The sequence below is a fragment of the Streptomyces alboflavus genome (genome assembly GCF_000716675.1).
GTDB lineage: Bacteria > Actinomycetota > Actinomycetes > Streptomycetales > Streptomycetaceae > Streptomyces > Streptomyces alboflavus.
This window is the reverse complement of the sequence record NZ_JNXT01000017.1, coordinates 122,516-148,234: the sequence shown is the minus strand read 5'-3', so window position 1 is coordinate 148,234 and position 25,719 is coordinate 122,516. Positions and strand designations below refer to the sequence as shown.

31 protein-coding genes are annotated in these 25,719 nt (G+C 70.4%); 18 read left to right on the top strand and 13 right to left on the bottom strand.

Features of this window, described 5'->3' with window-relative positions:
- Positions 1 to 5 precede the first annotated feature (5 nt).
- The 13 genes from OO63_RS15140 to OO63_RS15080 all read left to right on the top strand — a co-directional run bounded on the left by OO63_RS15140 (position 6) and on the right by OO63_RS15080 (position 11,020).
- Positions 6 to 338 (top strand): hypothetical protein, encoded by a 333-nt coding sequence (locus OO63_RS15140; RefSeq protein WP_397622182.1) that lies wholly within the window; start codon positions 6 to 8, stop codon positions 336 to 338.
- Positions 339 to 400: 62 nt separating this feature from the next.
- On the top strand, positions 401 to 1,636 hold the full coding sequence (locus OO63_RS15135; protein WP_030359195.1) for an ATP-grasp domain-containing protein: 1,236 nt from the start codon (positions 401 to 403) through the stop codon (positions 1,634 to 1,636).
- Positions 1,637 to 1,704: 68 nt separating this feature from the next.
- Complete coding sequence (locus OO63_RS15130) at positions 1,705 to 2,916, top strand: hypothetical protein (RefSeq protein WP_051810884.1); 1,212 nt, start codon at positions 1,705 to 1,707, stop codon at positions 2,914 to 2,916.
- Between the two features lie 29 nt (positions 2,917 to 2,945).
- The gene (locus OO63_RS15125; RefSeq protein ID WP_031192241.1) at positions 2,946 to 3,782 is read left to right on the top strand and encodes an SPDY domain-containing protein; all 837 of its coding nucleotides are present in this window, start codon (positions 2,946 to 2,948) and stop codon (positions 3,780 to 3,782) included.
- 10 nt (positions 3,783 to 3,792) lie between these two features.
- The gene (locus OO63_RS15120; RefSeq protein ID WP_030359198.1) at positions 3,793 to 4,578 is read left to right on the top strand and encodes an SPDY domain-containing protein; all 786 of its coding nucleotides are present in this window, start codon (positions 3,793 to 3,795) and stop codon (positions 4,576 to 4,578) included.
- A 48-nt stretch (positions 4,579 to 4,626) separates the two neighbouring features.
- Positions 4,627 to 5,694: an MSCRAMM family protein gene (locus OO63_RS15115; RefSeq protein ID WP_030359199.1), complete on the top strand. Its 1,068-nt coding sequence runs from the start codon at positions 4,627 to 4,629 to the stop codon at positions 5,692 to 5,694.
- Between the two features lie 87 nt (positions 5,695 to 5,781).
- The gene (locus tag OO63_RS15110; protein WP_157854006.1) at positions 5,782 to 5,988 is read left to right on the top strand and encodes a hypothetical protein; all 207 of its coding nucleotides are present in this window, start codon (positions 5,782 to 5,784) and stop codon (positions 5,986 to 5,988) included.
- Positions 5,989 to 6,275: 287 nt separating this feature from the next.
- Entirely contained in the window at positions 6,276 to 6,806 is a 531-nt protein-coding gene (locus tag OO63_RS42225; RefSeq protein WP_157854005.1) for a hypothetical protein, read from the top strand.
- A gap of 151 nt (positions 6,807 to 6,957) precedes the next feature.
- Entirely contained in the window at positions 6,958 to 7,317 is a 360-nt protein-coding gene (locus OO63_RS15100; RefSeq protein WP_397622177.1) for an SPDY domain-containing protein, read from the top strand.
- Positions 7,314 to 7,898, top strand: a complete 585-nt coding sequence (locus OO63_RS47580; RefSeq protein ID WP_346009326.1) for a hypothetical protein — start codon at positions 7,314 to 7,316, stop codon at positions 7,896 to 7,898. The genes OO63_RS15100 and OO63_RS47580 overlap by 4 nt, the downstream gene beginning before the upstream one ends.
- An 81-nt stretch (positions 7,899 to 7,979) precedes the next feature.
- The gene (locus OO63_RS15090) at positions 7,980 to 8,666 is read left to right on the top strand and encodes an SPDY domain-containing protein (RefSeq protein WP_031192239.1); all 687 of its coding nucleotides are present in this window, start codon (positions 7,980 to 7,982) and stop codon (positions 8,664 to 8,666) included.
- Between the two features lie 331 nt (positions 8,667 to 8,997).
- Positions 8,998 to 9,885 carry a hypothetical protein gene (locus OO63_RS15085; RefSeq protein ID WP_030359204.1) on the top strand — a complete coding sequence of 296 codons (888 nt, stop codon included), beginning with the start codon at positions 8,998 to 9,000 and terminating at the stop codon, positions 9,883 to 9,885.
- Between the two features lie 121 nt (positions 9,886 to 10,006).
- The gene (locus OO63_RS15080; protein WP_157854004.1) at positions 10,007 to 11,020 is read left to right on the top strand and encodes a DUF6615 family protein; all 1,014 of its coding nucleotides are present in this window, start codon (positions 10,007 to 10,009) and stop codon (positions 11,018 to 11,020) included.
- A 73-nt stretch (positions 11,021 to 11,093) separates the two neighbouring features.
- On the opposite strand, the gene OO63_RS15075 is transcribed toward OO63_RS15080, so the two are convergent.
- The 11 genes from OO63_RS15075 to OO63_RS46330 form a co-directional block, all read right to left on the bottom strand.
- On the bottom strand, positions 11,094 to 11,786 hold the full coding sequence (locus OO63_RS15075) for a hypothetical protein (RefSeq protein ID WP_030359206.1): 693 nt from the start codon (positions 11,784 to 11,786) through the stop codon (positions 11,094 to 11,096).
- 84 nt (positions 11,787 to 11,870) lie between these two features.
- A complete protein-coding gene (locus OO63_RS15070) occupies positions 11,871 to 12,314 on the bottom strand; it encodes a hypothetical protein (RefSeq protein WP_030359207.1) in 444 nt (147 codons plus the stop codon).
- Between the two features lie 80 nt (positions 12,315 to 12,394).
- Complete coding sequence (locus tag OO63_RS15065) at positions 12,395 to 14,107, bottom strand: relaxase/mobilization nuclease domain-containing protein (protein WP_030359208.1); 1,713 nt, start codon at positions 14,105 to 14,107, stop codon at positions 12,395 to 12,397.
- On the bottom strand, positions 14,104 to 14,721 hold the full coding sequence (locus OO63_RS47770; protein ID WP_397622176.1) for a plasmid mobilization protein: 618 nt from the start codon (positions 14,719 to 14,721) through the stop codon (positions 14,104 to 14,106). Before OO63_RS47770 ends, OO63_RS15065 begins: the two co-directional genes overlap by 4 nt.
- On the bottom strand, positions 14,718 to 15,002 hold the full coding sequence (locus tag OO63_RS15055) for a hypothetical protein (RefSeq protein WP_033264145.1): 285 nt from the start codon (positions 15,000 to 15,002) through the stop codon (positions 14,718 to 14,720). The genes OO63_RS47770 and OO63_RS15055 overlap by 4 nt, the downstream gene beginning before the upstream one ends.
- Positions 15,003 to 15,044: 42 nt before the next feature.
- The gene (locus OO63_RS15050; RefSeq protein ID WP_030359211.1) at positions 15,045 to 15,236 is read right to left on the bottom strand and encodes a hypothetical protein; all 192 of its coding nucleotides are present in this window, start codon (positions 15,234 to 15,236) and stop codon (positions 15,045 to 15,047) included.
- Positions 15,233 to 15,373: a hypothetical protein gene (locus OO63_RS45405; protein WP_157854003.1), complete on the bottom strand. Its 141-nt coding sequence runs from the start codon at positions 15,371 to 15,373 to the stop codon at positions 15,233 to 15,235. The genes OO63_RS15050 and OO63_RS45405 overlap by 4 nt, the downstream gene beginning before the upstream one ends.
- Positions 15,374 to 15,532: 159 nt before the next feature.
- Positions 15,533 to 16,276: a DUF2637 domain-containing protein gene (locus tag OO63_RS42220; protein ID WP_051810882.1), complete on the bottom strand. Its 744-nt coding sequence runs from the start codon at positions 16,274 to 16,276 to the stop codon at positions 15,533 to 15,535.
- Positions 16,277 to 16,344: 68 nt separating this feature from the next.
- The gene (locus OO63_RS15040; protein ID WP_030359213.1) at positions 16,345 to 16,977 is read right to left on the bottom strand and encodes a WhiB family transcriptional regulator; all 633 of its coding nucleotides are present in this window, start codon (positions 16,975 to 16,977) and stop codon (positions 16,345 to 16,347) included.
- Between the two features lie 125 nt (positions 16,978 to 17,102).
- Positions 17,103 to 17,858 carry an ATP-binding protein gene (locus OO63_RS15035; protein WP_030359214.1) on the bottom strand — a complete coding sequence of 252 codons (756 nt, stop codon included), beginning with the start codon at positions 17,856 to 17,858 and terminating at the stop codon, positions 17,103 to 17,105.
- Positions 17,855 to 18,916 carry a hypothetical protein gene (locus tag OO63_RS46330; protein WP_051810881.1) on the bottom strand — a complete coding sequence of 354 codons (1,062 nt, stop codon included), beginning with the start codon at positions 18,914 to 18,916 and terminating at the stop codon, positions 17,855 to 17,857. Before OO63_RS46330 ends, OO63_RS15035 begins: the two co-directional genes overlap by 4 nt.
- Positions 18,917 to 19,981: 1,065 nt before the next feature.
- On the opposite strand from OO63_RS46330, the gene OO63_RS15025 reads away from it, so the two are divergent.
- On the top strand, positions 19,982 to 21,430 hold the full coding sequence (locus tag OO63_RS15025) for a helix-turn-helix transcriptional regulator (RefSeq protein WP_078619137.1): 1,449 nt from the start codon (positions 19,982 to 19,984) through the stop codon (positions 21,428 to 21,430).
- A gap of 117 nt (positions 21,431 to 21,547) precedes the next feature.
- A complete protein-coding gene (locus OO63_RS15020; protein ID WP_030359217.1) occupies positions 21,548 to 21,955 on the top strand; it encodes an acyl-CoA thioesterase in 408 nt (135 codons plus the stop codon).
- A gap of 47 nt (positions 21,956 to 22,002) precedes the next feature.
- Here OO63_RS15020 and OO63_RS15015 read toward each other — a convergent pair whose 3' ends face one another.
- Positions 22,003 to 22,317, bottom strand: coding sequence for a DUF427 domain-containing protein (locus tag OO63_RS15015; protein WP_030359218.1), 315 nt, complete (start codon positions 22,315 to 22,317; stop codon positions 22,003 to 22,005).
- 158 nt (positions 22,318 to 22,475) lie between these two features.
- On the opposite strand from OO63_RS15015, the gene OO63_RS15010 reads away from it, so the two are divergent.
- Positions 22,476 to 23,024, top strand: coding sequence for a carboxymuconolactone decarboxylase family protein (locus tag OO63_RS15010; RefSeq protein WP_030359219.1), 549 nt, complete (start codon positions 22,476 to 22,478; stop codon positions 23,022 to 23,024).
- 243 nt (positions 23,025 to 23,267) lie between these two features.
- Here OO63_RS15010 and OO63_RS15005 read toward each other — a convergent pair whose 3' ends face one another.
- Positions 23,268 to 23,651, bottom strand: coding sequence for an ArsR/SmtB family transcription factor (locus tag OO63_RS15005; protein WP_051810880.1), 384 nt, complete (start codon positions 23,649 to 23,651; stop codon positions 23,268 to 23,270).
- 131 nt (positions 23,652 to 23,782) lie between these two features.
- Here OO63_RS15005 and merA point away from each other — a divergent pair, with 131 nt between their 5' ends.
- Together merA and OO63_RS14995 are read left to right on the top strand one after the other, a co-directional pair.
- Positions 23,783 to 25,222: a mercury(II) reductase gene (gene merA / locus OO63_RS15000; RefSeq protein ID WP_234311213.1), complete on the top strand. Its 1,440-nt coding sequence runs from the start codon at positions 23,783 to 23,785 to the stop codon at positions 25,220 to 25,222.
- A 27-nt stretch (positions 25,223 to 25,249) separates the two neighbouring features.
- Positions 25,250 to 25,699, top strand: coding sequence for a MerR family transcriptional regulator (locus OO63_RS14995; protein ID WP_234311214.1), 450 nt, complete (start codon positions 25,250 to 25,252; stop codon positions 25,697 to 25,699).
- The last annotated feature ends 20 nt before the right edge of the window (positions 25,700 to 25,719 follow it).

Genomic DNA, 25,719 nt, shown 5'->3' with positions numbered 1-25,719 from the left:
TGCCCATGCCCATGCCCGCCGCCGCCCAGACGGTCATACCGGTCGCCCGCCCCTCTTCCCGTGCGGGGGCCAGGCCCACCATCACCGAACAGTTTCTCGCCTTCGATGCCGAACACCCCTACGTCTACCGGGCTCTGGAGCGGCTGACGGTCGAACGGCTGGCCGCCGGGGCCACCCGCATCGGGCTCAAGGAGCTGTTCGAGGCCCTGCGCTGGCGACTCCCGCAGGGGCTGCGCGGGCTCAACAACAACTACACCGCGCTGTATGCGCGGCAGCTGGTCGCGGACCACCCCGAGTGGGCCTCCGTCTTCGAGCTGCGCCGCCGACGCACCTCCTGAACCGGCCCCGCCGTGCCCGAACTGCCCCTTAGCTGCTTCCTTTTGGAGAGTCCTTGCCCACCATCCTTGTCGTTTCCGCCGCCGGTCCGGAGGCCGAGGCATACCGCGGCTACTGCCTCGAAGCCGTCGCCGCCCGGTACGACGTCGTCCTGATCACTCCCGCCGTGCCCACCTGGGAGCGGGAGTTCATCGCCGACTTCGAGATCGCCGATCCCGACGACGCCCAGGCGCTGGCCGCCGCCGGTCAGGCCCTGGCCGAGCGGCACGAACTGGCCGGGGTGGCGACATGGACCGAGTGGTACCTCGTCCAGACCGCGCGCCTGGCACGGCGCCTTGGCCTGCCGTCGAACAGCCCGGAGGTGATGGAGGCCGCCCGCAACAAGGCCACCGCCCGCACCCTGTTCGCCCGCCACGGCGTCCCCTCCGCCGCGTCGATGACCGTGCGCTCCCTGCTGGAGGCGGCGCTCGCTGCCGAGACGATCGGCTACCCGATCGTGCTCAAGTCCGCCGCCCGCGCGGGCAGCATCGGCGTCATCCGCGTCGACCGCGCCGAAGAACTGCCCCACGCCTTCGAGTTCGCCGCCACCGGCGCCCTCGACGGCATCGAAAGCACCAAGTTGCTCGTGGAGGAGTACCTCGACGGACCCGAGGTCTCCGTCGAGTGCGTCACCCACCGCGGCTACACCACCGCTGTGGCCGTCACCCGCAAGACCCTCGGCAAGGCGCCGTTCTTCGAGGAAGTCGCCCACAGCGTGGACGCCGCCGACCCACTGCTCGACCAGGTGGTGTCCGTCGCCACCGCCGCCATCAAGGCGCTCGGCATCACCGACGGCGTGAGCCACGTCGAGATGCGCCTGGTCGACGGCCGCCCCCGCCTGATCGAAGTAAACGCGCGCCTCGGCGGCGACATGATCGGCCACCTGGTCCAGCTCGCCACCGGCGTGGACCTGGCCCGCGCCGCCGCCGACACCGCCTGCGGCCAGGCCCCCGACCTCACCCGCACCCGCCACGGCGCCGCCGCGATCCGCCTGCTGTACCCGAGCGCCTCCGGCACCCTGACCCACTGCCACTTCGACGACGGCTTCGCCGCCCGCACCCCGTGGCTGGAGCGGGTCGTCTTCCAGCGCATCGTCGGCGACACCGTCGTCCTGCCGCCCGCCGGCGACATGTTCAGCGCCCGCGCCGGGTTCCTGATCACCACCGCGTCCACGGCCGAGATCGCCCAGGCGCGCGCAGGCGAGGCCCTCAGCCACCTGACCGTCGCCGTCGAACCTCCGCGGTCCGCGTCCACCGCGTAACTCGCGCGCACCGCCTGCACCCTTCACGACGTTCGTCGCGCCCTGCCCGCTGAACAGGAACCACCGTCATGCCCCAGCCCTCCCGCCCCTCACCGTCCGAGCGCCGCTCCCTGCTCCTGAACGACGTCGCTCACATGGGCGCCACGACACTCCAGCCGCTCCTGCAGGACAGCTTCCGCAACCTGGTTACGGCCGCCATCGCGGACGCGACCGGTCACCTGCCCCGCAGTTCCCGCAAGCTGCTGCACGGACCGCACTTCCGCGACGACCTCGTCGACGCGCTGCGCTGGGCCGAGGGCGAGATACAGGTCGCCTCCGAACGCATGACCTGGACCGGTGACCCGCGGGCCGAGCGCACCCTGCGCCAGCTCCAGCAGATCGGCTCAGCCCTGGCCCAGGCCCGCGCCGAAGAAGCCGACCGGCGCCGCACCGAAGACCACGCCTCCGCCGGACACCAGGTGGACACCGACTCCGCCGCCACAGCCCGCCTCTGGCTGCGCAGCGCCCACCCCAACCGCTTCGAGCAACTCCTCGCCCAGGAATACGCCGCGACCCAGCTCGAGCCACCCGCCCAACGGTCCGCTCCGGCCGACGTGTTCGACGCCATCGAGTGGGGCGCGAGCGAGGGCCTGCTCTTCGCCACCATGACCCCGGTCGTCCACGACCTGCTCGCCAAGAGCCCCCTCGCCTTCCGTAACACCGTCGCCGCCGATGCGCGGGAGCAGGACGAGCGCAACGTCGAACTGCGCCACCCCTTGCTGCTGCGTCGCTGGCGCACCGCGCTGGACGAACTGGCCGAGATGACCGCCCCGCTCGCCGGGGCCACCAGCCCCACCCAGCTCGGCTCGCTCACCACCGATCTCGACGTCATGCCGCGGCAAGCCGCCTTCGCCGTCCTCAATGCCCGCCGGTTCCTTGTCGCCGTCCACCAGCGCACCGCCGAGAACACCCGCGTCGCCCGCCAGTACGCCCAGACCATCACCCAGCGCGAGCAGGACGAACCCGACCACGCCGAACACCGCCGCCTCTTCGACCAGGCCCTGCACCGTCTGGCCGACGAACACCCCGTCGGCTACGACCACATCCGCCACCGGCTGCGTCCCTTCGAGACCAGCCCCGGACGACTGGATATGTCCGTCCTGAACGCCGACCAGCGCGGCGTGCTCAAGCGCCAGGTCCTCGCCGAACTCGCCCCTTCCCAGGTGTCACCGTACCTGTCCACGGCCGTCGCTCCGCCAAGGCCGGCCACGCCCACCGCGCGCCCGCCAGCCGCCCGCTGACCTCCCACCCGACCCCGACGGATGTGCCCATGACCGACCCCACCCCGATCGAGGGAGATGTCTACGTCTTCCCGCGCTACCTCGCCGGCCTTGGCGGGATCGGCGATCCCAGCTTCGAGCCCGTCAAAGAGTGGCCGCACCACCATCTCGACGACGGACCGTGCCAGCTCCTCATCGCCTCTCCGGACCACCGCATCAAGATCGGCTGGTTCGGCGACGACTTCGACGTGTGGAAGATCAGCGCCGCCAAGGACGCCGTCTCCGCATCCCGTTGGACGGCGAGTATCAGCGACAAGATGCCGCCGGAGATCGTCCGCGACTTCATCGACGCCCTGGCCGGCGAGTGGGATGAGGACAGCGAGAGCTTCCTGGCGGACCACTCATACAAGTGGACCGATGCGGTCCAGCCCCTGCTGGACGCGGGCTGGGAACGCAAGCCGCTCGCCCGCGGCTTGATCGAGGTCGTCTCACCGGACCAGATGGCCGGCGCGAGCATCGACGTCGTCAGCGGCGATCCCGACGCCGAAGTGGTGACGCTGTGGGCCGGACCTGACGTACGGAGTTCTCGTGCTCAGGCGAACTTCACCGCACGCACCCCGAAGAGGCTGATCGCCGCGATGGCGGCCTCCTTTGTCGCACCGGCCCCCATCGCCCGCTACCAGGCCGACCTGAGCCCCCGGCTCGCTCAACTCGCCCAGCTCACCCCCGTCGAGCTACCGAAGCCTCCCGCGCCCACCCCGCTCGACGTCCAGCAGACCGCCGCCCGCCGCCCGCCCGCGCTCGGCACGCGCAGCGTCCCCCGCTGGAGCACCACCACACTCCCACCGGCCGTGGCCGGTGCCGCCCTGCCCGCCCGCCGCCGCTGAGGACCCGCCCATGTCGACCGACCCCTTCACCAACCTCGACCCCGGCCAGCAGGTGAAGGTCCTGCCCCGCCACCTGGCCGGCCCCGGAGCCGTCGACCTCACTACGGTCTGGCCCTTCCCCGAGGACTGGTCCGTGCACCAAGCCGACGACGGAGCAGCCCTTGCCACCAGCCCCTGCCTGCGACTGGTCGCCAGCCTGGCCCCCGATGGCGACAGCCCGCGCAAGGGGAAGTGGACGGTCACCGACAATCGCGCCCCGTTCGGCCCCGCGGCCTGGCAGGTCACCTTCGACGCCACCACCCCTGTTGAGCTGCTGCACGACTTCCACAGCGAACTGGTCGACCTCTACCTCGAAGACCGCCAGAGCGGCCAGGGCCGACTGCTGGAGGACAACACCCCGCCGCAGGAGGCGTACATGCAGCTCCTCGCCCGCGGCTGGAGCCACGAGATCAAAACCGACGGCACCCAGTTCTTCCGTGATCCCGAGTCCCTCGGCGTCGTACGGCACCGTTACGCCATCACCGGCGCCGACTCACCCACCTGGTCGGCCTCGGGCGGATACCCGAGCGAGCCCTACTGGCGCGCACGGTTCTCCTACGGCACGCCCACCACGCTGGCCGCCGCCTTCACCGCCTCCCTGGTCTCCACGGAACCGGTAAGCCGCGCGGTGAAGGACGTCCCGTTCCACACCCGACGCCACCTGTACGTCGCGGCGACGACCCCGGCGCAGCAGACGCCCGCCTCCTCGCCACTCCCCGTGCCCCCTGCGCTCCCCGGCCCGAACCGGACCCGCTGACCAACCCCTCGCCCCAGCAACTCCGCCCTCTACCTGGAGAGTTCCTACTTGCACACCCGACCCGCCCGCCTTCTGCCGACCGCGGCCCTCACCGTCGCCGCCACCGTGACCGGATCCCTGGCCTGGGCCCCAACCGCCTCCGCCCAGACCCCGGATCCGACCCCGTCCGCCTCCACCACGCCCGCCCCGCGCAATGCCGCCGAAGGCGGAGGCGTCGCCATCCTCAAGAAGGACCCGGGCGGCGACGTCCTGCCCGGCGCGTCCTTCACCCTCTACGACGCCAAGGGCAAGGAAGCCGGGAGCGGCAAGACCGACGCCGAGGGCCACCTGTCCTTCAAGGACCTGGCGCCGGGCGTCTACCGGCTCAAGGAAGTCTCCAGCGGCAGCCCGCTGCACGACGTCGTCGAGGACCAGGACGTCATCGTCACCCCCGGCACCGACGCCCCGCTCACCATCATCGACCCGTTCAAGCCCGCCTACGTCCTACTGAAGGCCAAGGACGACAAGACCGGCAAGCTCCTGCCCGGCGCCACCGTCAACATCGGCACCGGCGACAAGACCCTCCTTACCCTGACCACCGGCGACAAGGGCACCGCCACCGCCAAGCTCCCCGTCAACAACCGCACCGGCACCGACTTCTGGGTCAAGGAGACCAAGGCGCCCGCGGGGTATGACCTCTACAAGGGGCAGCGCGAGTTCAAGGCCAAGCCCGGCGACCCGGTCACCGTGACCGTCACCAATGCCAAGACCCACACCACCCCGCCGAGCCCCGATCCCACGGACAAGCCCACCGACAAGCCGACCGAGAAGCCCACCGACAAGCCGACGGACAAGCCGACGGACAAGCCCACGGAGAAGCCGACGTCCGGCGGCTCCGGTGACGACGGCACGCCGGAGCCGACACAGAAGCCGACCGGCTCCCCGGCCTCCGACGAGACCGCATCGAGCACCACGGCCCCCGAGCCCGACGGCTCCCTCGCCCACACCGGCGCCGACGCCACGCCGTGGCTGCTCGGCGGCGCCGGAATCCTCCTGGCCGCCGGCGGAGGCGCACTCCTGGCCGCACGCCGACGCCGTACGGACGACTCCGACAACGACACCTCCACCGAGAGCTAACAACACGCCCCTCGAATACGGCCCCCGGACTTCGCTTCGCGAATCCGGGGGCTTCGTCGTGTCCAGCGCAGGCAATAGTCTCCACCCATGACTCACGCGCGGATGGGGTTGGTGGAACTGCTCACCGACCCCCACACCTGCGACCACCACTCTTGTCGAGATGCTGCTGTGATGTGGTTCGAGCCCTGCGCCGGCCCCGACGACGGCCGCCGCTTCTACGCGTGTGATGGTCATGTGGGGCTGTTCGCCCAGAGTGTGGCTACGGCGTCGGCGGCGGCCGGAAAGGTCGTCTGAAAGGGGTGACGGGAGTCGGCCCCCAGCGGCAACCCTCTCGACCGATCACAGCTTCGTCCCTCCGTGTGATTAGGCTGCCGCGGTGACCGAGTCCTTGCCGTTCCCCGGCGACCCCTCCGAGCTGCACCTGCGCATCGGCTACGCCGACATGCTGAGTGACACCCCCCCACGCGGACGCGTTGGAAGAGTGGAGCGTGGAGATCCTCCACCGTCGCCGGGTGCACGACGGCAGCCGTTGCCCGGCGGCGCCCGGCGCGTGCGAAGCAGAACACTGCCCGGCGCACACCGTGAGTGACAGCGCGGCCGGTTCGATGACCTTCTTCCGCGTGCACCTTGACCGCGGGCGCAACGCGTTCGCGGCCATGGAGGAGGAGTCGGAGGACCTCTACGAGATCGCCCAGGTCCTCCTCGACCCCGCCACCGGCTACTACACGGACGAGGTCAGCGAGCTACTGGAGTACAACGGCTCCGCCCTGCTCGTCATGGACCGCGTCACCCTGCACGAGGAATGGAGGGGGCACGGCCTGGGCGTGATCCTCGCCGCAGAGGCCATCTTCCGGCTCATGCCCGGATGCCGAGCCGTGGCGTGCTCGCCCGGAGTCTCCGACCTGAGCGCGGACAGCCTGCGGAACGAAGCCGAGTGGGACCGCGTCACAACCAAGATCGCCAGAGGGTGGGAGCAGCTCGGGTTCCTCCCGTACCGGGACAACGTCTTGGTCCTGTCGCCCACCTCACTGGTCCTGGAGGACCAGCGAAGCCAGCTCCGCCGCAGGCTCGTGGAACTCGGGGCCGCCTGGTCGGCGGCAACACGCGCATAGGCGAAGGCTCGACCGTCTGCCCGGTGCCTGCGGCAGTCGGTTTCGGCAGTTCGCCGGGGGCAGACAGGAAAGATCGCGAAAGGACTGGTGGAAGCCGCCAGGGGCATGTCAACGTAGACGACCTTCCCCGAAACCCCAGGTCAGAGAGGTGATGCCCGTGACCGTGGACGCGTCCACACCCGGATTCTCCACCACTACCGAGGCGCTGCGGCTGCGCTCGTGGCAGCTGGGCCCCGGCCAGCCGACGATGGTCACCGACCTGTTCAAGGCGGAGTTCTTCAACCTCGTCGTGGACGACCGGGCCGATGTCCACGTCAGCAGCAAGGACGGCCGCTTCTACCTCGGATGGTTCCCTCTGGGGCGCCCCGGCACCGACGGCGACGGCTGGACGCTGGCGGTCACCGGTACCGCCAAGGTCCCCGGCTACCGGATCTGCTTCGACACCGAAACGCCGGCGGAGATCGTCGCGGCTACGGTCCAGCGCGTGCTGGCCACCTCCCGGCCGCTGTGAGCCCACTGCCACCGCGCGGCTCGTATCTGCCGCTCACGTACGGCACGTACCCTGCCCTCGGCCCCTGGTGGGGCGCCCGTTACTACAAGGAGAACACCTTGGCCCCGGAGCTGACCGTCGGCGACCTGCTGGAGAGCCTGTCCGCCAGCGACCGCGACGTGGTGGTCCGTTTGTGGATCAACCCCTTCGCCCGCACGGCCCGCCGCCTGGGCGGCGTGGTCCCCACCCGTGACGACGCCGACCGGCCGGTGGTGTTCATCGCCGAAGCCAAGGGCACCGAGCCGCTCGACACACAGCCCGAGCCGACCGTCGGCGACTTGCTCGACCAGCTGGCGGCCTGCGACCGCGCCGCCGTCGTGCAGCTCGCCATCAACCCCGACTTCCCGATGGCCCACCGTGCAGGCCCCGTTACCAGTGCCCGCGACGAAGAGGGCCGTCCCGTGCTGTTCCTCACCGAGCCGGAGGAGGCCGAGCAGTTCGGCCCCCTGCAACCTGACGTCGCGGTCGCGCTGACCTGGCACGAACCGACCGAGGCCCCGCCGCGCCGCCGGCGCGGCACCCGCCCCAGCGGCGGGCAGTGAACCACCCCCGAGCCCACGGAGGCGCCCCTGCACCCGCACCATCCCTCTGACTCCTCCTACCCCGCCGCCTCGCCGGACCCGGTGCACTGGGTCACCCCGCGCCATCTGGCCGGCGACGACGACGCCCTCGCCGAACGGATCGGCGACACCCTGACCGGTCTTGGCTGGCGCATGTGGCCGACCGCCCGCGACACCCTGCTGTATGTGAGCCCGGACGAGCTGCGCGGCGCCGAATGGATCCTGGCCAGCAGCCCGTTCACGCTCGGCGGCCTGCGGGTGGCCTTGCAGATCTCCGCCCGCCCGGACGCCGCCAGCGCCCTGGTGCAGTGGAACGCCTACTTCACCACCGGCGTTCCGCACGAGGCACTGCACGACTTCCTCGTCGCGCTCGACGCCAGCACGGTGCCCGATTCCGGCTTCGAGGAGCCCGAGGCGGTGGTCACGGCGCTGAGCGCGCAGGGCTGGATCCGTGACGTGGACCGCCCCCGCACCGCCGCCACGGACCCGGGCTTCGCCTCGCACGTCTCGCTCGAGATGCTGCCGGACCTGATCGCCGACGCCGACCTGCGGGAGGACCTGATGGGCTGGCAGGCATGGGCCGAGCCCACGTTCGGCGCCCCCTACCTGTGGTGCGCGAACTTCAGCCCGAGTGTCCCCAACGAGCTGGTCGCCGCATTCGCTTCCTCGCTTGCCTCCCCGGTCCCGGTGGCACGCCACCGGCTGCCGCAGAGCGCGGAGAAGCGCCTCACCATCGTCCACCGCGGCTGACTCGGAGCCCGGCACGCGAACGGCGCCGCGTCGTTCGCGTGCCGCGTTCGTGCCTCAGCCTTCGGAAGAGGTGTCCTTCGCGAGCCCGCTCCCTGCTTCCGGCGCGCAGTGCTGCGAGCGCTGCGGCTCCGTCGGCTTCCTCGCCCGCAACCGCGACCTCGCCCCCGTGCCCGCCTGGTGCATCAGCTGTCACGAACGGGCCCACACCACCCAGGCCCGCGCGGGTCATCCCTGTGAGGACGACTGTGCCCTCACCACCTCTTCACCAGTGGGCTTGTGCGCCGTACGCGCCTGACCGCCCTGTCCCCGCCGCCTACCTCACGGAGGTCCCTTGTCCCTGCCGCTGATCCGGCTCGCCATCGGCCGTACGAACGGCACCGCCCACTACGGCGCCCTGCTCAATGGCGCCCAGCCGCTGACCGTGTGCGCCACGCACTCGCCCGACCTTCAGCCCATCGGCGAGAACACGGCGCACACCCTGTGCCAGAGCTGTACGCGCGCCTGGCTCATCCTCACCACGGCGCCGCACCCCGGCGGCGAGCCGGACTTCCGCCCTGCCGCAGGCGCGGGCAAGAGCGCCGCCGCGCACCGGCCGATCCCCGGGCACCTGCTCGGCTACTGCGGCAAGTCGCTGGATGACCGGTCGTCCACCGCGCGACGCGTGTGCGCCAACTGCACCGGGCTCCACGCCGCTCTTGACCGCTTCCACAACACCGTCGGCCAGCTGGCGCTGCCCGACGCAGAGCCGTGCCATGTCGACGACGCTCTGCTGTGGGCCCCCAAGGGCCGCGGCAACCTCGTCACCGGCCATCACCGCGACGCGGCCACCGGCACGGCGTACTGCGGACAGCCGCTGGATCGTCCCAACCCCGGGGCCCAGTCGTGCGCGCCCTGCCGACACCGTTGGGAGGAGACCGAGGTGCTGCGACAGATCCAGACCCTGCCCCGCTTGCGGGAGGAGACGGCAGGCTGGCAGGACCGGACACGGGACGTGCTCGACGACACGGCCGCCGCGCTGGAACCCGGCGACGCCTACACCCTCTCCGGGTGCGCCCAGCGCCACCATGTGGCGGAGGTCCTCGGCCGCGGCACCGCCGGGCCCACCGAACTGCTTGTCTACCTCACCGGCGAGGACCGCCTCTGCGAGGTCCGCCTGCGCCGTGAGCGCCTGGTCGCCGTGGAGCGCCCCGGACCGGCAAGGCCGACGCGTGAACTGTAAGCGTCAGAGCAGGCGTTGACCCACCCCGTAGCCCGGCAGGCCCTTGGCCCGCCGGGCTTTTGTCGTACGCGCAGTGATATTGGCCCTTGGAACCCGAGGGAAGCGGTGATCTGATGAGCCCATGATCATGTCGCTCCGTCCTGACCCTCGTGAGCAGACCGTCTGGCCCGGATCGCGTCCGTCGCTGTGCGGCCTTCTGAAATGGATGGCTTCCGACACCTACCACTGGCTCGGTGACGGCTACGGACCACATTCTCCGCCGCCCGGCGAAGAGACCTTCACGGACGTCCATGTCCGTCATCTGCGTCAGGCCATGGGCAGTCGCGTCAAAGTCATCCAGTTCAACAAGGAGCAGGAGAGTTTCAACGGGGCGGACTGGGAACTGTGGATTCACAACCGGTCTCACGGACTGGGGTTTCGGATCCAGGCCAAGAGGGAGTCCAAAGAAGGGCAATACGGGTTCCGCTACTGGTTGAAGGAGCGTGACGCGTTCCAGTGCGACCTGCTCATTCACGACGCGCTGGTGGCTGGATGCATTCCGGTGTATCTCCTGTACAACCACGAGGCGTGGGCGATCCGAAAGGACGCGGCGCAGATGCTGTGCGGGCATACGGCCCCTGACCTTTCGCACTACGGCTGCTCGCTCCTCTCAGCCCACCACGTTCAGGCGCAACTCTTCGGCCAGGCTCTCGGCGTCAGTCGCTGGATTTCCCATGTGCAGCTCAGGGAGATGTCTGCGCCGTGGAATCAGGTGCTGTGCGATCTGAAGGGCAAGTCCGGTGCGCGAGGCCCTCGTGGCACCGGCATGCTGAAGGCCATCCAGCGTCGGGCCGAGGGCATGGAGCGCTCCGGATGGGCGACGCTGCAGAGCGTCGACCGTGGCGATTTCGCTTCCCCGAGTCACGCCTGCGGAGGGACGCCCGAGGTCAGCGTCGGGTCCTGGCTCGGTGATGCGACGGACGGAGAGGTCCGCGAGCCGGTACTCCGGGCGCTTCCGGAGCGCGTGCTCGGTTTGCTGGAGGCGGACCCTCTGCGCCCGCCGGAGCAGCCGATCCCCACCCGCGTGGTGGTGCTGTACGACGTGACCGATGGAGAAGAGACCGTGAACCACCTCGTGGGGTGCGTGCGTTGCTAGCGGCAGATGGCGATACGGCGGTGCCCCGGTCGCTGCTGGGCAGCGGCCGGGGCACCGTCCTCGGAGGCGGGGCTTAGCGGGACTGGATCTTGGCGAGCGCCTTGTCCAGGTGGGCATCGACGAGGGCCGGGGAACCGGCGACGATGACCACCACGGTGCCGGTGCGGATCGCCGTCTGCTTGACGACGCTGCGCTGTCCGCCGGCGGAGTAGGTGAGCAGCTGGCTCCACTGCTCCTCGCCGAGCTGGGGAGCGGTGGTGGCCTGGGTGGTCATGTCGATGGCGGTGCTGCCCGAGACGACCTGGTACTTCGGGCAGGAGGCCATCGCGTTGAAGATGTGGCCGACGCCGTCGGACAGCTTGGGCGCGGTGTCGCTGTAGAGCTCCTCGCTCACCTCGGAGGTGCCACCAGCGCCGTACGTGAACGCGGCCTTCGCCTTGCGCGGGAAGTCGAGGCTTCCGCCGGTCGCCGCGTCCCCGCCGAGCTTGGCCAGCGCGGGGCAGCCGATCACCGTGACGTCGTCATTGTGCTGGGCGCGCTCCGCCTTGCGTACGTAGCCCTCGCCCAGGTCCTGCTCCGTCAGGAGCCGCTTGCTCAACGCGGCCGAGGACAGCGGCGTGGCCCCGGCGGCGTAGCTTCCACCGCGGGACGAGGAGGCCGCCGCAGGCGAAGTCCCCGAGGAGCCGTGGCTGTCGTCGGAGCAGCCTGTGAGGGCGAGTGGGGCGAGGGTGGTCAGGACGAGAGCGGTCGTGGTGTGGCGACGCATGCGGAACCCCTTTTGATGTACGGCGCGGAAGGTCTGACTTGGGCCGACACGCGATCCGCTGCCGGCGGGGGAGGGGTTGCGGGGTCAGTGGCCCAGATGGCGCAGGCCGTCGTCCAGCGTGGGGTGGAAGTGGTCCACCGGACCGGAGTTGCGGTTGTACCAGGCCGGGTCCAGGCGCGGCTCGGCGGTGTTGTGGCCGGCGCGGCAGCGCAGCCAGATCGTGTCGTCGCGCATGCTGAAGACGATCCAGTCCCGGTACGCGCCGCACTGCGGGCACTCGCGTACCTCGCCGTCGATGACGAGCGGCTGCTCCCAGCGCATCATCAGGCCCTCGACCTCGTGGCGGGAGGGCACACGAAGGTCCGGCGGCGGGAAGTCGGGCACCTCCCCGATGCCCTGGGCGGGCGGCGCCGGCTCGGCGGCCGGGCTGGCGAAGTCGGGCGCCTGCCAGGTCGCGTGCATCTGCAGCATCGCCTGGCCGGCGAGCTGGGCGTCACGGAACTCGCGGTCCGCGCGTCGTCGAAACATTCGTCCCCCTCTTCGTCGTTCATCGGCCACACGGAGAGTGCCCCAAGCCCCTGACCTGCTGCAACTTGCGGATTCAGGAATCATCTCGCCTTCCTGGGCCGGTTGTTGCGCCCGGTGGAGGGCCGCTTCGGCCGCCCGGCGCTCTGCGGCGTGGTCGTGCCGACCTCGGGCATGGCGGAGGCGTCGGCGGGCAGGTCGGCCAGGCGGCGCAGCCGCCAGACCAGGACATCGCTGACCGACTCGGCGGTGTCGAGTTCGCGGCGGGCGACGGCCTCGGCGAGCAGGGCGGCGGGCTCATGGCCGGCGGCTTCGGCGTCGGCGAGGGTGGCGGCGAGCGCGTGCCAGCCGGGCTCGGCGAGGATCTGCTCGGCCAGCTCCGGCACCGCCTGGCGAAGGTGGGCCGCCTGGCGGCGCTGGAGCGGTTGGGAGAGACGGCGGCCACGGTGGCGCAGCACGGCCATCGGATGCTGGGCGGCGGACTGGTAGGCGGCGCGCAGGTGTTCGGCGGCCTGGCGGGCGGCAGCGGCCTGCTGGGCGTGGTTCTTCTTGCCGTGCCAGTGAGCTGCGGCGATGACCAGGAAGGCGACCATGTCGATCACCATGGCGGTGGTGGCGCCGTCCTCGCCTCGGCCCTGGGCAGGTCCGCCGTAGATGAGGTCGCGGGCGGCCTGGCGCAGGGCGCGGTCGTGCCCGCGCTCGGCTCGTACGTGGGAGCGTGAGGCGCGCTCGAAAGCCCGTGCCGCTTCACTGAGTTGCTTGCGGGTGTGGGCGGCGGAGGTTTTGGTGAGGGCGTCGAGGACCTCGCCGGCCGCCGCGATGTGGGCTGCGGCCTGACGGTCGTCGCCGTGGTCGATGATCAGGATTGCCTGCCAGGCAGCGGCTGCCGCACGGCGCCGTGCCCGTGCCGGACCGCTCGGCGCGCTGGCGCGATCGTCCGGCCCGGCGGCGACGTCGTGCTGGGCGGCCAACCAGCGTTCGCGGATACGGGGCAGGGAGAGGTCGGGGGCGAGTTTGGAGCCGGGATAGAACACTGGCTCACCGTCCCTGTTGTGGTCGTCAGCCAGCGCGACCTTGTAGCCGAGCAGGTCACCGGAGGGCGCGAGGCGCTTGCGGACGAGCAGCCCGGCGGCGGCCAGCCGGTCGAAGAACTCCTCATCGCTAGTGGCGCCGGCCACGGCCCGGCGGACGGTCTCGCGCAGCTCCTCGCGAGCGGTCTGCTCACGGCCTTGGCGTTCGGCCTTGTGGCGCTCGGCGCTGGTGGGCCTCTTCGCGGCGGTGCCGTCCCCAGGATTGACCCGCTGCAAGTCGTATTCGACCTCAAGGAGCCGGGCCTCAGCCTGGGCGCGTTTGCCGGAGAAATGGTGATCGGGACGGCGGCCGTCCTCGCGTACGAGGGTCGCGATGATGTGGATGTGGTCATCGGCGTGCCGGACGGCCGCCCAGCGGCAGCCCGCCCCGTCGCCGGGATCGATGCCGGTCGCGGCCACCATGCGGCGCGCGATCTGCCCCCACTCCTCATCGGACAGGATGCGGTCCTCGACGGCGTTGCGTACGGACAGATGCCACACGTGCTTCTCGGGGCGCTGGTCGGGGTTGAGGAGCTGCAAGGGCTGGTCGAGGAGCTGCTGGAGGTCTCGCTTCGTCGCGCCCGGGTCACGGCCGGGGTCGGGAGCCATGCCGTCGAAGGAGGCGACCAGGTGCGGGTCGATGTGCTCCTCGCGCGTGCCCTTGCCGTAGAGGTACTTGAGCAGCCCGTGGGTGTCGCTGCCTTGCTTGTGCACCTTGGGGATCAAGCCGCCTCACCTGCTTGCCGGTTGGCGACCCGGTCAGCGGCAACCTGCACCGACCTGGCCGCCCGCTGAATGTCTGCGATGACCGCCGCCAGGTGAGGAACCTCGCCACCAGAGTTGAGGGCCTTGGCGACTTGGTTGAGGTTGCTGCCGGCCCAGCCGAGCTGCCGGCGCGCGGCGAACAGCTCAGTGAGCACATCGCGTTCGGTGGCAATGGCCACGGCGGTGCGCGACTGATCGCGGGACATGGCCAGGCCGGAGTACGCGAGGAAGCCCGCCGTGCTCATGCCGACGGCGTCTGCACCCCTTTGGATGAGAGCGTGCTCGGTTTCGTTGAGGCGGACGCTGTGGGCGCGGCGCTGCTTCTTGTCGCGCGGGCGTGACTTCCCCTTGGACCGCCCGGAACGGGCGGGCCCTGGCTGCGATCCGCCCTCGGTCGCAGCCCTCCCGACCTGCGCCTCCTGGCGCTGGTCGGGCCCCGCCACCCCTGGGGCGGGGACTGGTTCGGACACTCCCCCCGCGGGGGAGTGTCCGAACCTACAACTTGCTCCCCGCGAAAGGGAGTTGGGCACCGACTCGTTGGGGGAGTGGGGCGGCGTGTTGTTCGAGTGTGTCATCGGGTGCGGTTCCTCGTGGTGCGGGTGTGGTGCTGGATCTGGGCGGCGAGATCGACCATGGCGACGCGCCCGTCCAGAACGCGCACGGGCGCCTCGGGCGTGCTCTGCACCAGCCACTGCCCGCTCGGGGCCAGGACGGCGGCGTGCAGGAGACGGCGGCGGACCAGGACTTCCGCCCAGGCACTCGCTTCGGCTGCGGTCGGGATCGACGTACGGGAGTGGCGGGAGCGGATGGCGGGTCCTCCAGGGCCGGGGCGGTGGCCGGCACCGGGCCGGGCCACCGCGTCGAGGGATAGGGCGTTTGACCTGCGGTTATCGCCTGATCATCCGCATATCGGGCAGCTGTTGAAGTGCCGGCCGAGGGCTTTGGCCATGCGGGACTTCACGGCGAGGGCGTTGGTCGCGCTCGTCTTCGCCGCCTTCGTTCCCGCGCTGCGCTGGGAGTGGTTGCGCAGGTAGGTGAAGTCCCGCTCGTAGCCGCTCTTGATGCGCTCGAAGCGCTCGCAGGTCTTCATCGGGCTCTCCTCGTGTCTCGGGGCAGGTGGGCGAGCGTCGGGTCCGCGTACAGGGCGGCCTGGAGGTCGCTGAACAGCTCGTTGCTGACGGTGATGTTGGCGTTGCGCAGGTGCGGTCGAATGGCCCGGCGGGTCATCCGGCCTTCTTCGAGGGCGGCTTTGCGGGCGACCTCGACCTTCGCTTCGGTCCGCAGGGGCGGAGTCGGCTGGTTGGTCCGTGGTCCGCGTGTCGTGGTCTGCGGTCTGCGGGTGCTCGCGGTCCGGCATCTGGTCCGCCGGGGCGTCCTGGTCCGCGCTCATCGGACCAGACCCATCGGCCGGTCCGCGTACGTGGTCCGCCCGCGGTCCGCAGGGGCGGAGTCGGCTGGTTGGTCCGTGGTCCGCGTGTCGTGGTCTGCGGTCTGCGGGTGCTCGCGGTCCGGCATCTGGTCCGCCGGGGCGCCCTGGTCCGCGCTCACCGGACCATGCTCCTGGGCGGGTCCGTGCTCGTCGTCGGCGCGGGCAGGGGAGGGCGGTTGGTCCGCGGTCCGCCCGTGCTCGTGGTCCGGCAGCTGGTCTGCCCCGGCGTCCTGGCCCGCATTCTTAGGACCGGTCTGGTTCGCTCGTTCGTCGCCGTGGTCCACTCGGTCGTGGTCCGTCGAGGGCGCGGTGCGGTCGGTGGTGACGGTGGCACCGAGGTGCACGGCGAGTGCTGCGGCGAGTGGAGGCACGGCCGAGACGCCGATCACCAGGTACGGGCTGGCGGTGAGGTGCCCGGTCGATACGAGGTGGCCCAAGGCGTTGAGCAGGACAGAGACGGCGACGGTGAGGAGGGTCAGGACGCGGCCGAGGCTGCGGCCGGTACCCGCAGCGATCCAGGCAAGGCCGGCGACCAAGGCCAAAACGTCGACGCTGACGGGAAGGGCCCAGGAGAGCACGTATCCCCAGCCCACAGCGCGGCCGAGGGCGGCGAGGGTGTCGGCGGAGGCTGCCATGGCGACTGCGGCGACCAGGGCAGCACCGCCGATGATCAAGTTGCGGTGGGTCGTGGTGATGCTCACCGGTGGCACCTCGTGGGCCAGGTGGTCTCGATGGCGAAGTGGTCCCAGGCTCTGAAGCGGTGGGGTGGTCATGCAGCCTTTCCGAGGGAGGCGATCAGGGCGTGGGTCTGCAGCTCGCGGCCTTCCGGTGCACCGTCCTCGTCCGGGCGAAGCTCGTCCGGGCGACGCTCGCGGAGGGTGCCGTCGGGTTCCTCCACGAGATCCCAGTAGAGGTCGCGCGCCTCGATGACGCGTGCGGCCTCGCGCATCAGGTCGCGGATCCAGTCGAGATCGGCGTTCAGCCGGTGGGCCACGCGTTCCGGGCTCCAGCCGCGCAGGCACAGCTGGTGGATGACCGTGCTGCGCTCCGCGGTGCTCAGAGGCACATCGCGGCCCTGGAGGGTGGCGCGTACGCGGTCGTAGTCCAGACGCTCGCCGCGCTTCTTCAGCCAGGACTGGCGCTCCTTGTCGGTCAGGCCGCCCCAGATGCCGAAGATGACCTGGTGGTCGATCGCGTAGGTGAAGCAGTCCTTCTTCACCGGGCAGGTGGCGCACATCCGCTTCGCCTCGGCGATGGCCCGGCGGTCACGCACGGTGTGGAAGAAGAGCTTGTCGGCGCGGGCCGGGTCCATGCCGTAGCAGGAGCCCCGGGGGTGCCAGCTGTGGTCGCCGGTTCCCCGCAGGTCCGGTGCGGGCGAGTCGTTGGTGGTCTTGTAGCGCAAGGGAGTCTCCGAGGTCGCCTCGCAGGAAGGCGGCAGGGCAGCACCGCGGTGCGGCGGTGTGCGGCGAGGCGGGGCAGGGCGCGGCGGGCAGGGCCGCACGGTGGGATCGGTGGCGCAGGGGCAGGTCAGCGGCGCTGGAAGCGGCGGTCTGGCCCGGTGAACTCGACGGCGGTGCACATGCCGGACAGGCGGGAGAGCACGCGGTCGCCGACCTTGTCGCGCAGCACCGCCTGGCGCGCGGGCATCCGGTCGGTGCGTACGGGCGGCATGTTGCTGGTGAAGATCGTCGGCAGCCGGTTCTGGCAGCGCCAGTTGATCAGCCGGAAGGTGATCTCCTCGGTCCACTCGCTCGGCTTGGCCGCGCCGAGGTCGTCGAGCAGCAGCAGCGGGATCCGCATGATCCGCCGCAGCATGTGCTCGGGGTCCACCCCGGCGCGCGGACGCAGCTCGGCGTACAGATCGGCGGCGGTGGTTGCGTGCCAGTGCACCCCGCATCCGGCAGCGGTCAGGGCGCGGATCGCGCCGAACGCCTGGTGCGTCTTGCCGGCGCCGGTGGAGCCCCACAGCAGCAGGCTGGGCCCGTGGGTGATCTCCCTGCGCCCGGCGGTGCCGTAGTGCGGGTTGACGCCCTCGGCGTTCGGCGCCACGGCGTTGTCGGCGATGGCGCTCACCCACGCGGCGACGTCCGGGTGCTCGGGCAGCGCGGAGCGGTAGTCGACCGGGATGCGCGCCTGGGCAGCTTCCAGGGCCGGGATCGGCTCCGGGGTGTCCGGCAGCGGACGGTCCAGATCCAGGCCGCGCTCGGCGAGCTTGGCCTCCAGCCGGGCACGCAGCCGCTCGGAGATCGCGGGCTGCGGGTCGGCGTAGCGGGCGCGGGTCACAGGCCGCCTCCAAACGTCGTCGGCTCGGCGGTGGGGTTGAGATACGGCGTGTAGGAACTTCCGGTGCTGGCCCAGGGCCCCGCGCCGGAGGCGGACGACAGCGCGGCAGCCGACTGTGGCGTCGCGTTGACGACCTCGTTCACCAGGCTCGGCAGCACGCTGGGATTGAGGCCCTTGGCCCGCAGCTTGTCGAGGGCGGCGCGGATGTCGTCGGCCTCGAACCGCTCGTCGAGCAGGGCGCTGATCTTCCGGCCCAGATGCCCGAGGAAGTCCGCCGGCGGGCGCCGGTTGCAGCCTCGTACGTACTCGCCCACCAGCTGCTTGGCCGATGCCTTCGCCGAGGAGGCGTCGGGCGCGGGCGCCTCGCGCCCCGTAAGGAAAGATCCAGGATCCAAGATCCTAGATCCAGGGCGTGACTCCTCCCGTAGTCCTCCCGTAGTCCTCCGGGAGTCCTCCGGTAGTGCCGTCTGACCTGCGGTTTTACCCGCAGACGTCGAGTCGGTGTCCGTGGGGGCGCCGACCGTGGCCGTCTCGGGCTCCAGAGCACGCTCCGGGGTGCCGGTGGCGTGGGTGACGGGCCTGGGGAGCCCTCCCTGCGGACTCCGGGAGTCCTCCGGGAGTTCTCCGGGAGGAGACAGCGCCGCCGAGGGCGACGCCTCGCGCCGCGTGCTGGGGCAGGCCGCGTCCTGGCACTTGCCGCAGTGCTGCCGGGCCTGGTGGCTGGGGCAGCGCGGCAGGCGGGAAGCGGTCGCCTTGTTGATCTTCTGGTGCTGGTCCCAGGTGACGATGTGCAGCCAGGTCCGCCCGTCGCACCCGGTGTAGCGGCACACCAGCCCGGCCGAGGCCAGCTCGTCCAGGTCGCGGGCGACGTGGGTGGCAGTGTGCTCCGGACGCAGGGCCCACAGCCGTCCGGCGATGATGGCGGGGTGGTCGCGGTGCCGGCCGGAGTCGTCGGCCTGGGTCAGGAGCCCGAAGAAGGTCCGCTCCGCAGTGAGGCTGACCGAGGCCAGGTCCTCCGACTCGAACGCCTCGGGTTTGATCGTGCGGATGCGTGCCATCAGGCCCCACCTCCGACGCGATGCCGGAGCGGGCCCCGCTCGACCGGCACGCGGTCACGGGCGGTGGACAGGGGGCAGCCTGCCGCGCTGGCCGGGCGGACCGGCCTTTTGCGCAGGGCAGCGCGCATGCAACACTCTCCTCTGAAGTAGAAGCCGCTCCGGGGCGTGTTTGGGAATTGGCCCGGCGCGGTGAAGGTGGGTAAATCTCCGGCCCTTGCACGGGCGGGAGTTCCATTTGGCGGTCGGCGTCTGGGAGTTGCACTTCTCGGGCGCCGCCGCTGTTTTGCGGGCTACCCGGTCCGGCTGGCTCGCGTGAACCGCATGCCGCTCCTTCTGGCGTCAGACGCCGAGCGGGAGGCCCGGCGAGGGACGACGAACATATGCGGGTGCCGTCACAAGGTCCAGACTTAGCTAAAGGCGGCGGTACAAGTCGCCGACGGAGGGCGTCGACACCGGCGCCTGCGGGTCGAGGCCGCGGGCCGTGACGCAGGCAGCCGTCGGATCGTCCCGAGCATCCCGGAGATGATCTGCACTGCGACCCCCTGCGCCTCATGACACAACGTGTTGAACCGGCTGGTCAGAAGGATTTAAGCCAAGCCGCACGAGGGGCGTCAACGGCGATCTTTTGCCCGATTTGCATGCATAGATGATGCAGGTGGCACGCACTCGCCTGGTCGCCTACGGAGCCGTAAGTCGCTTGCGGAGTAAGCGGAATGAGGTGATCCGAAGGCGCCTGGAACGAATTCAGCGATCTGGTCTAGACCGGCCTGAAACGTAGGGAACGAAAACCGGCAAACTTTTGCCGGTTTCACGGAGTGATCTTGGGCTGTCTGTCGAGATGCCCGATTCGGTAGCGATCGTCTCCCCGCGTTCTCGAATTCCGTTCAGGTGTGAACAATGCATTCCCGGTGGTGTGTGGTTGATGCCACACATGGTCAAGATCGCCTGAATATTGCGTATGGTCGTGGTGGGGAAAGGGCAGGGCGGGGGCCAGCGAGCGCGCTGACCCTCCTTTTTCGTGCCCGAAAACAGGAGTCCCCGGTCCGAGAGAAGAGGGAGGATCTGATGGTCGCGAACGAGCCTGGCCATCCCGACAGCAACGGCGCTGCGGACGAGGAGACCTCCAGTACAAGTACGAGAGCAGCGCGGCGTGGCGACCAGGGGGCGGCCCGTGCTGCGGAGACACAGCTCGTGCCCGCAGAGCATGCGCCCGCCGGCCAGTTCATGGGCTTCGGCGCGATGCTCAAGCGGTGGCGGAAGGCCGCGGGGATCAAACAGCTGGCAGCCGCCCGAGCCCTGGGGGTCAGTGAGCGCAAGTACCGCGGCGTCGAATCCGGTGCCACGCCGCGCTTCACACAGGAACAGTGCCACGCCCTCGCCGAGTTGCTGCAGCTCGACTCCGAGGAGCGTCACGCGCTGCTGCTTCACAACGTCGGCACCTACCTGCGCGCCGCGCCGGCGGAGGGGCAGCCCGAGGTGGGGCCCGCGCTGCGCCTGCTCATCGACCAGCAGATGCCCAGCCCCACCTACCTCAGCGACAGAAACTGGAACATCCTCGCCTACAACCAGGCGATGGCTGAAACGTGGCCCTGGGTGATGGAGCCGCGGGCCAACCTGATCAGGTGGGCGCTCACTACCGCCGAGGGGCGGGCCACCTACCACGACTGGCACAAGCACGCCACGGTCTTCGTGAGGATGCTGCGCTTCGCTGAGTCCACGCACGGCGAGGACGCTGATCTCAAGGAACTCATCGAGGACGTCAAGAAGAACCCGGAAGTCCGCCGCATCTGGGAGTCGGACGAAGACCTCGTCGAGCACAGGGACGGCCACGTCTTCCTCGCCACCGTGCCGACGCTCGACTACAGGACGATCGAGATCGTCAGCCACGTCGCGTACCCCGCAATCATGCCCGACTGCCGGTTCGTCGTCATGACGTGGGTCGAGGCCGGAGCCGAGGTGGAACCCGACGCCCAGCGCGACGCCCTGGGCGGTGTGCGCGACGCCTGGGCCGACGAGACACACAACTCGGCACACGAGCGGGGCCGGGCGCAGGACCGCATCGCCGAGGCAGAACGCCTCCGTGCCGACGATGCACGCACAGCCCGCCGCATGGTCAGTAGCCCGGCGCAGGCCGCGGCGCAAGCGGGAGAGGGCGCTACCCCCCTGCCTGCCCTCAGCCGCCTCATGGGCCCCGACGCTCAACTGACGCTCTCGCCTTCCAAGAGGAGCGTGTTCTGGGCTGTCGAAGAAAGCTCCGGGCTGTGGGGCGTCACCGAGGTGGCGCCCACGACGGTGATAGCGCGGGTCCCGCGTGAGGAATTGTCAGGTGAGCGGCTTGTTGAGATGAAGCAGCTCGTACGCCTGGGACTGCCTGCCGAGCCATCGGCGGCGGCGACGCGCATCGAGCAGCTTCTCGACGAACGCGACGTGGAGCAGCGCGTGCTCCGCGAAATCCAGGCTGAGCTGCCTCGGCCCGACAGCGATCCGCCGAGCTGGCACGGCGAGGCCGCCTAGATCCCGTACCGGCTCTGGAGCCGCGCCGGCAGCGGCAACGCGCCAGAACCGACGCGGTAGGTGTGGCCACCGCCACGCCTACCGCGGCCCCACCCCTCCCGCAGAAAGAACCCTCTCGTGCACAGGTACACCTACCCCTGCCCGCTGCGCTGGGCTGACGCCGACGCGTACGGGCACGTCAACAACGCCTTGTTCCTCCGGTTCATGGAGGAGGCGCGCACGAGGATGTTCCAGGAGGTTCTGCCTGCGGACGAAGCGGGCCGCCGCCAGCACGCGTTCGTCGTGAGCCGCGCCAGTGTCGAATACCGAGCCCCTCTGCACTACCGCGAAGACCCAGTCGATGTGCACGTCTGGGTTACGCAGAGCCGGGCGGTGTCCTTCGAGCTCGCGTACCAGATCCGAGACGCCGACCGACTGTACGCCGAGGGCACGACGGCCATCGCCGCCTATAACCTCGACACCGGTCGGCCCCGCCGCCTCTCGGATTCCGAGCGTTCATTCCTGGCCCGCTACACCGAGTCCTGATCAAAGGTCTGAGGTGGGCGAGACCAGGCTCCGCTTCGTCTGCGCCGTCATCGCCGCGCCCTCGACGCTGCCTCGCGGGTGCCTTCGACGGTCACGCCGTTCCAGAAGGCGACATGGTTCTTGATGCGGCGGGCGAGCGGGCTGGGGTGGGGGTAGTACCAAGCCGCATCAGGGTTGACGTCGCCGTTGACGGTCAGCGTGTAATAGCGGCCAACGCCCTTCCAGAAGCACAACGACTTGGTCGGGCTCTCCGTGAAGTACTCGCGTTTGAGGGACTCGGGCGGAAAGTAGTGGTTGCCCTCCACCCGCTTGGTTCGAGGGGTCTCCGCAATGACCGTTCCGTTCCAGATCGCGCGCATCATGACCGGCTCACCTTCTCTCGACGCTTGTGACAGAGGAACCCGGTGGGCAGGCGCGGGGCTTCCATCCGGGGCCGGCGGAGCGGAAGGAGACCGGGGTAGTGCCGGGTTCCCCTTCCATGCCCCAAGCGGGGCGCTCGTCTGACGAAGGGGAGACAGCGATGTCCAGGATCCCGGTCCACACGGTCGGAAGTGCTCCGGAGGCGAGCCGCGAGACGCTGCGGCAGCTGGAGAAGCGGTTCGGGAAGCTGCTCAACATCCATGCGGAGATGGGCCATTCGCCAGTGGTGCTGGCTGCCTATGCGGGGATGAGCGGTGCGATTGCCGAGTACGGCACCTTCGACGCCCGTACGAGGGAGGCAATTGCCCTGGCGGTGGGGGCGATCGACCACTGCGCGTACTGCCAGTCCGCACACACCCTGTCGGCGAAGGCGGCCGGCCTGAGCCAGGAGCAGACGGTCGCGATCCGCCGGGGCGAGGTTGACTTCGACGCGAAGCTGGCGGCGCTTGTTTCGGTCGTACGGCAGATCGCCGCCGAGGTCGGCGAGGTGGACGATGCGACGTGGCGGCGGGCGTTGCATGAGGGGTGGTCGGACACTGAGCTGACCGAGGCGTTCGCGCATGTCGCGGTGAACCTGTTCACGAACTACTTCAATCACTACGCCCGGACGGATCTGGATCTGCCTGCTGCTCCTGGCCTGGAGGGTTGAGCGGCGGCCTACAGCAGTGTGCGCGGTCGGCGCGGCCGCGGCGCACGACCAGGATGATCGCGGTGGCCACCACAAGGGTGCCCACCGCGATCAGCCACGGGCTGCGCAGCACTCCGCCGAGGGCGCCGAGCGCGCCGCCGGCCAATAGGGCGGGTCCGACGCAGCAGACGACCATCACCAACGCGGCCCCGACGGCGGCCGCGGTTCCGCTCCCGTGGGACGGTCTCCTGGGTGTAGGCATCGTCACTCACCTGGTTCGGGGCGAGGTCGGTCGATGCGGGGGCAGCAGTTCAGTGCGATGGCGTTGTCCGCGGCCAAGGCGCGGGCGAGTACGACCAGGTCGGCGACGCGCGGGTCGCCGACGGTGTAGCGGAGTCTGCGGCCGTCGCGGCGAGCGGTGACATAGCCGCAGTCGGCCAGGCAGGACAGGTGTACGGAGACCCGCGGTTGGGAGATCCCGACGTGAGCGACGCACTCGGCAGCGGTGCGCTCGCCGCCGAGGATGAATTCCAGGAGCCGCAGCCGCGTGGGGTCGGACAGCGCACGGAAGAACGTGGCGACCGTGTCCGTGTGCGAGCAGGTGTCCACCGTGATGGCTTGCGCGTCCGCCGCGCGGCGCTGGGGCATAGGTCCGACCTCCACCACTTGAACTATTCGCCTACCCGAATAGTATGGCGGCATCGAGCTATTCGGCAAGGCAAATAGATCCAGAGTCGGGGGGCCTGGGCTTCCGGGGCTACCGGTGTGGAGGTGTCATCGTGACTACGACAGATCGCTTTGGCTTGGATCTGGCCATCATTGGCTCCGGCTCTGCGGCGTTCGCCGCGGCCATCGCCGCCCGGAACATGGGCAGGCGAGTGGTGGTGATCGAGCGCGGAACGATCGGCGGCACCTGCGTCAACGTCGGCTGCGTGCCATCCAAGGCCCTGCTCGCCGCCGCCAAAGCCCGCCACGGCGCTGCCGTTGCAGGCCGCTTCCCCGGCCTGGCCCAGGCCGAGATCCCGGTCGACTTCGCAGGGCTGATCGGCGGCAAGGATGCCCTGGTCGAGCGGCTGCGCGCGGAGAAGTACACCAGCCTCGCGGACGACTACGGCTGGGACATCGTGCGCGGCACGGCCACCTTCGCCGGAACCGTCGAGACCCCGGTCCTTGACATCGAGCTGAACGACGGTGGCTCCCGCCGCATCGAGGCCGCCCACTACCTGATCGCGACTGGGTCGACTCCGTGGGCCCCGCCCGTCGACGGCCTGGAGGAGGCGGGGTACCTGACGTCGACGACCGCTATGGAGCTCGACGCGCTGCCGGAGTCGATGGTCGTGGTGGGTGGGAACGCGGTCGGCCTGGAGCAGGCCCAGCTGTTCGCCCGCCTCGGCAGCCGCGTCACCGTCGTCGAGGCGCTGGACCAGCTGGCCCCGTTCGAGGAGCCGGAAGTCTCACAGGTGATCGAGGAGGTGTTCACCGGCGAGGGCATCGCCGTACACACCGGCACGGCCCTCGCCGCCGTCCGGCGTGACGCGCACGGCTACACCCTCACCGCTGACCGCGGTGACGAGAAGATCGAGCTGCGGGCCGAGCAGCTGCTGATCGCCACCGGCCGCCGCCCGGTCACCGCGGGAATGAACCTCGACATGGTGGGGGTCAAGACCGGGACGCGCGGCGAGGTTCTCGTCGACGGCAACCTGCGCACCGGCAACGAGCGGATCTGGGCCGCGGGCGATGTCGCCGGAGGCCCGCAGTTCGTGTACGTCGCCGCTGCCCAGGGCACCTTGGCTGCCGACAACGCCCTCGCGGGCACGGAGCGCACTCTGGACTACGCCGCGCTGCCCCGGGTCACCTTCACCAGCCCGGCCATCGCCGCCGTCGGCATGACCGACGCCGAGGCGGCCGACGCCGGGATCCGATGCGACTGCCGCACCCTGCAGCTCGAGTATGTGCCGCGTGCGCTGGCCAACCGTGACACCCGCGGTCTGGTCAAGCTCGTCACCGACGCCGACACCGGGCGTGTGCTCGGCGTCCATGTGATCGCCGACGGCGCCGGGGAGATCATCACTGCCGTCACCTACGCGATCAGCGGGGGGATGACCGTCGACCAGCTCGCCCACACCTGGACCCCGTACCTGACCATGGCCGAAGCTCTCAAACTCGCCGCCCAGACCTTCACCAGCGACATCGCCAGGCTCTCCTGCTGCGCCGGCTGAGCAGTCGACGGCGGAAGGGAGGCACTCATGGAGTCCAGCGGGCCCGCGCGGCGTCGGCACGCCATGACCATCGGGGAGCTGTCCCGCCGCACCGGCGTTCCGGTCAAGGCCCTGCGCGCGTACACCGACCTCGGACTGATCTACACCCTCGGCCGCAGCGCCGCGAACTACCGGCTGTACGCCACCGACGCCCTGTGGTGCGTACGCTTCATCGGCGAACTGCGCGGGCTCGGCTTGACCGTGGCCGAGATCCGCGAACTGACCGCCGCCTGGGCGGACGGCGACAACGGGCAGCCGGCCGGCATGCGCCTGGCGGAGCTACTGCACCGTTCCCGCGAGCGGCTGCGGCAGCGCATCGCCGCTCAGCAGCAGATCCTGGAGCGAATCGAGGAGTTCGAGAACGAGCACCGTGCCGACTTGGCCGAGGGCGACCTGCGCTGGGCAGGTGACCCACGCGGATGCGGCCAGCGGTGTTGACTCTCACCCCGGGGGCAGAC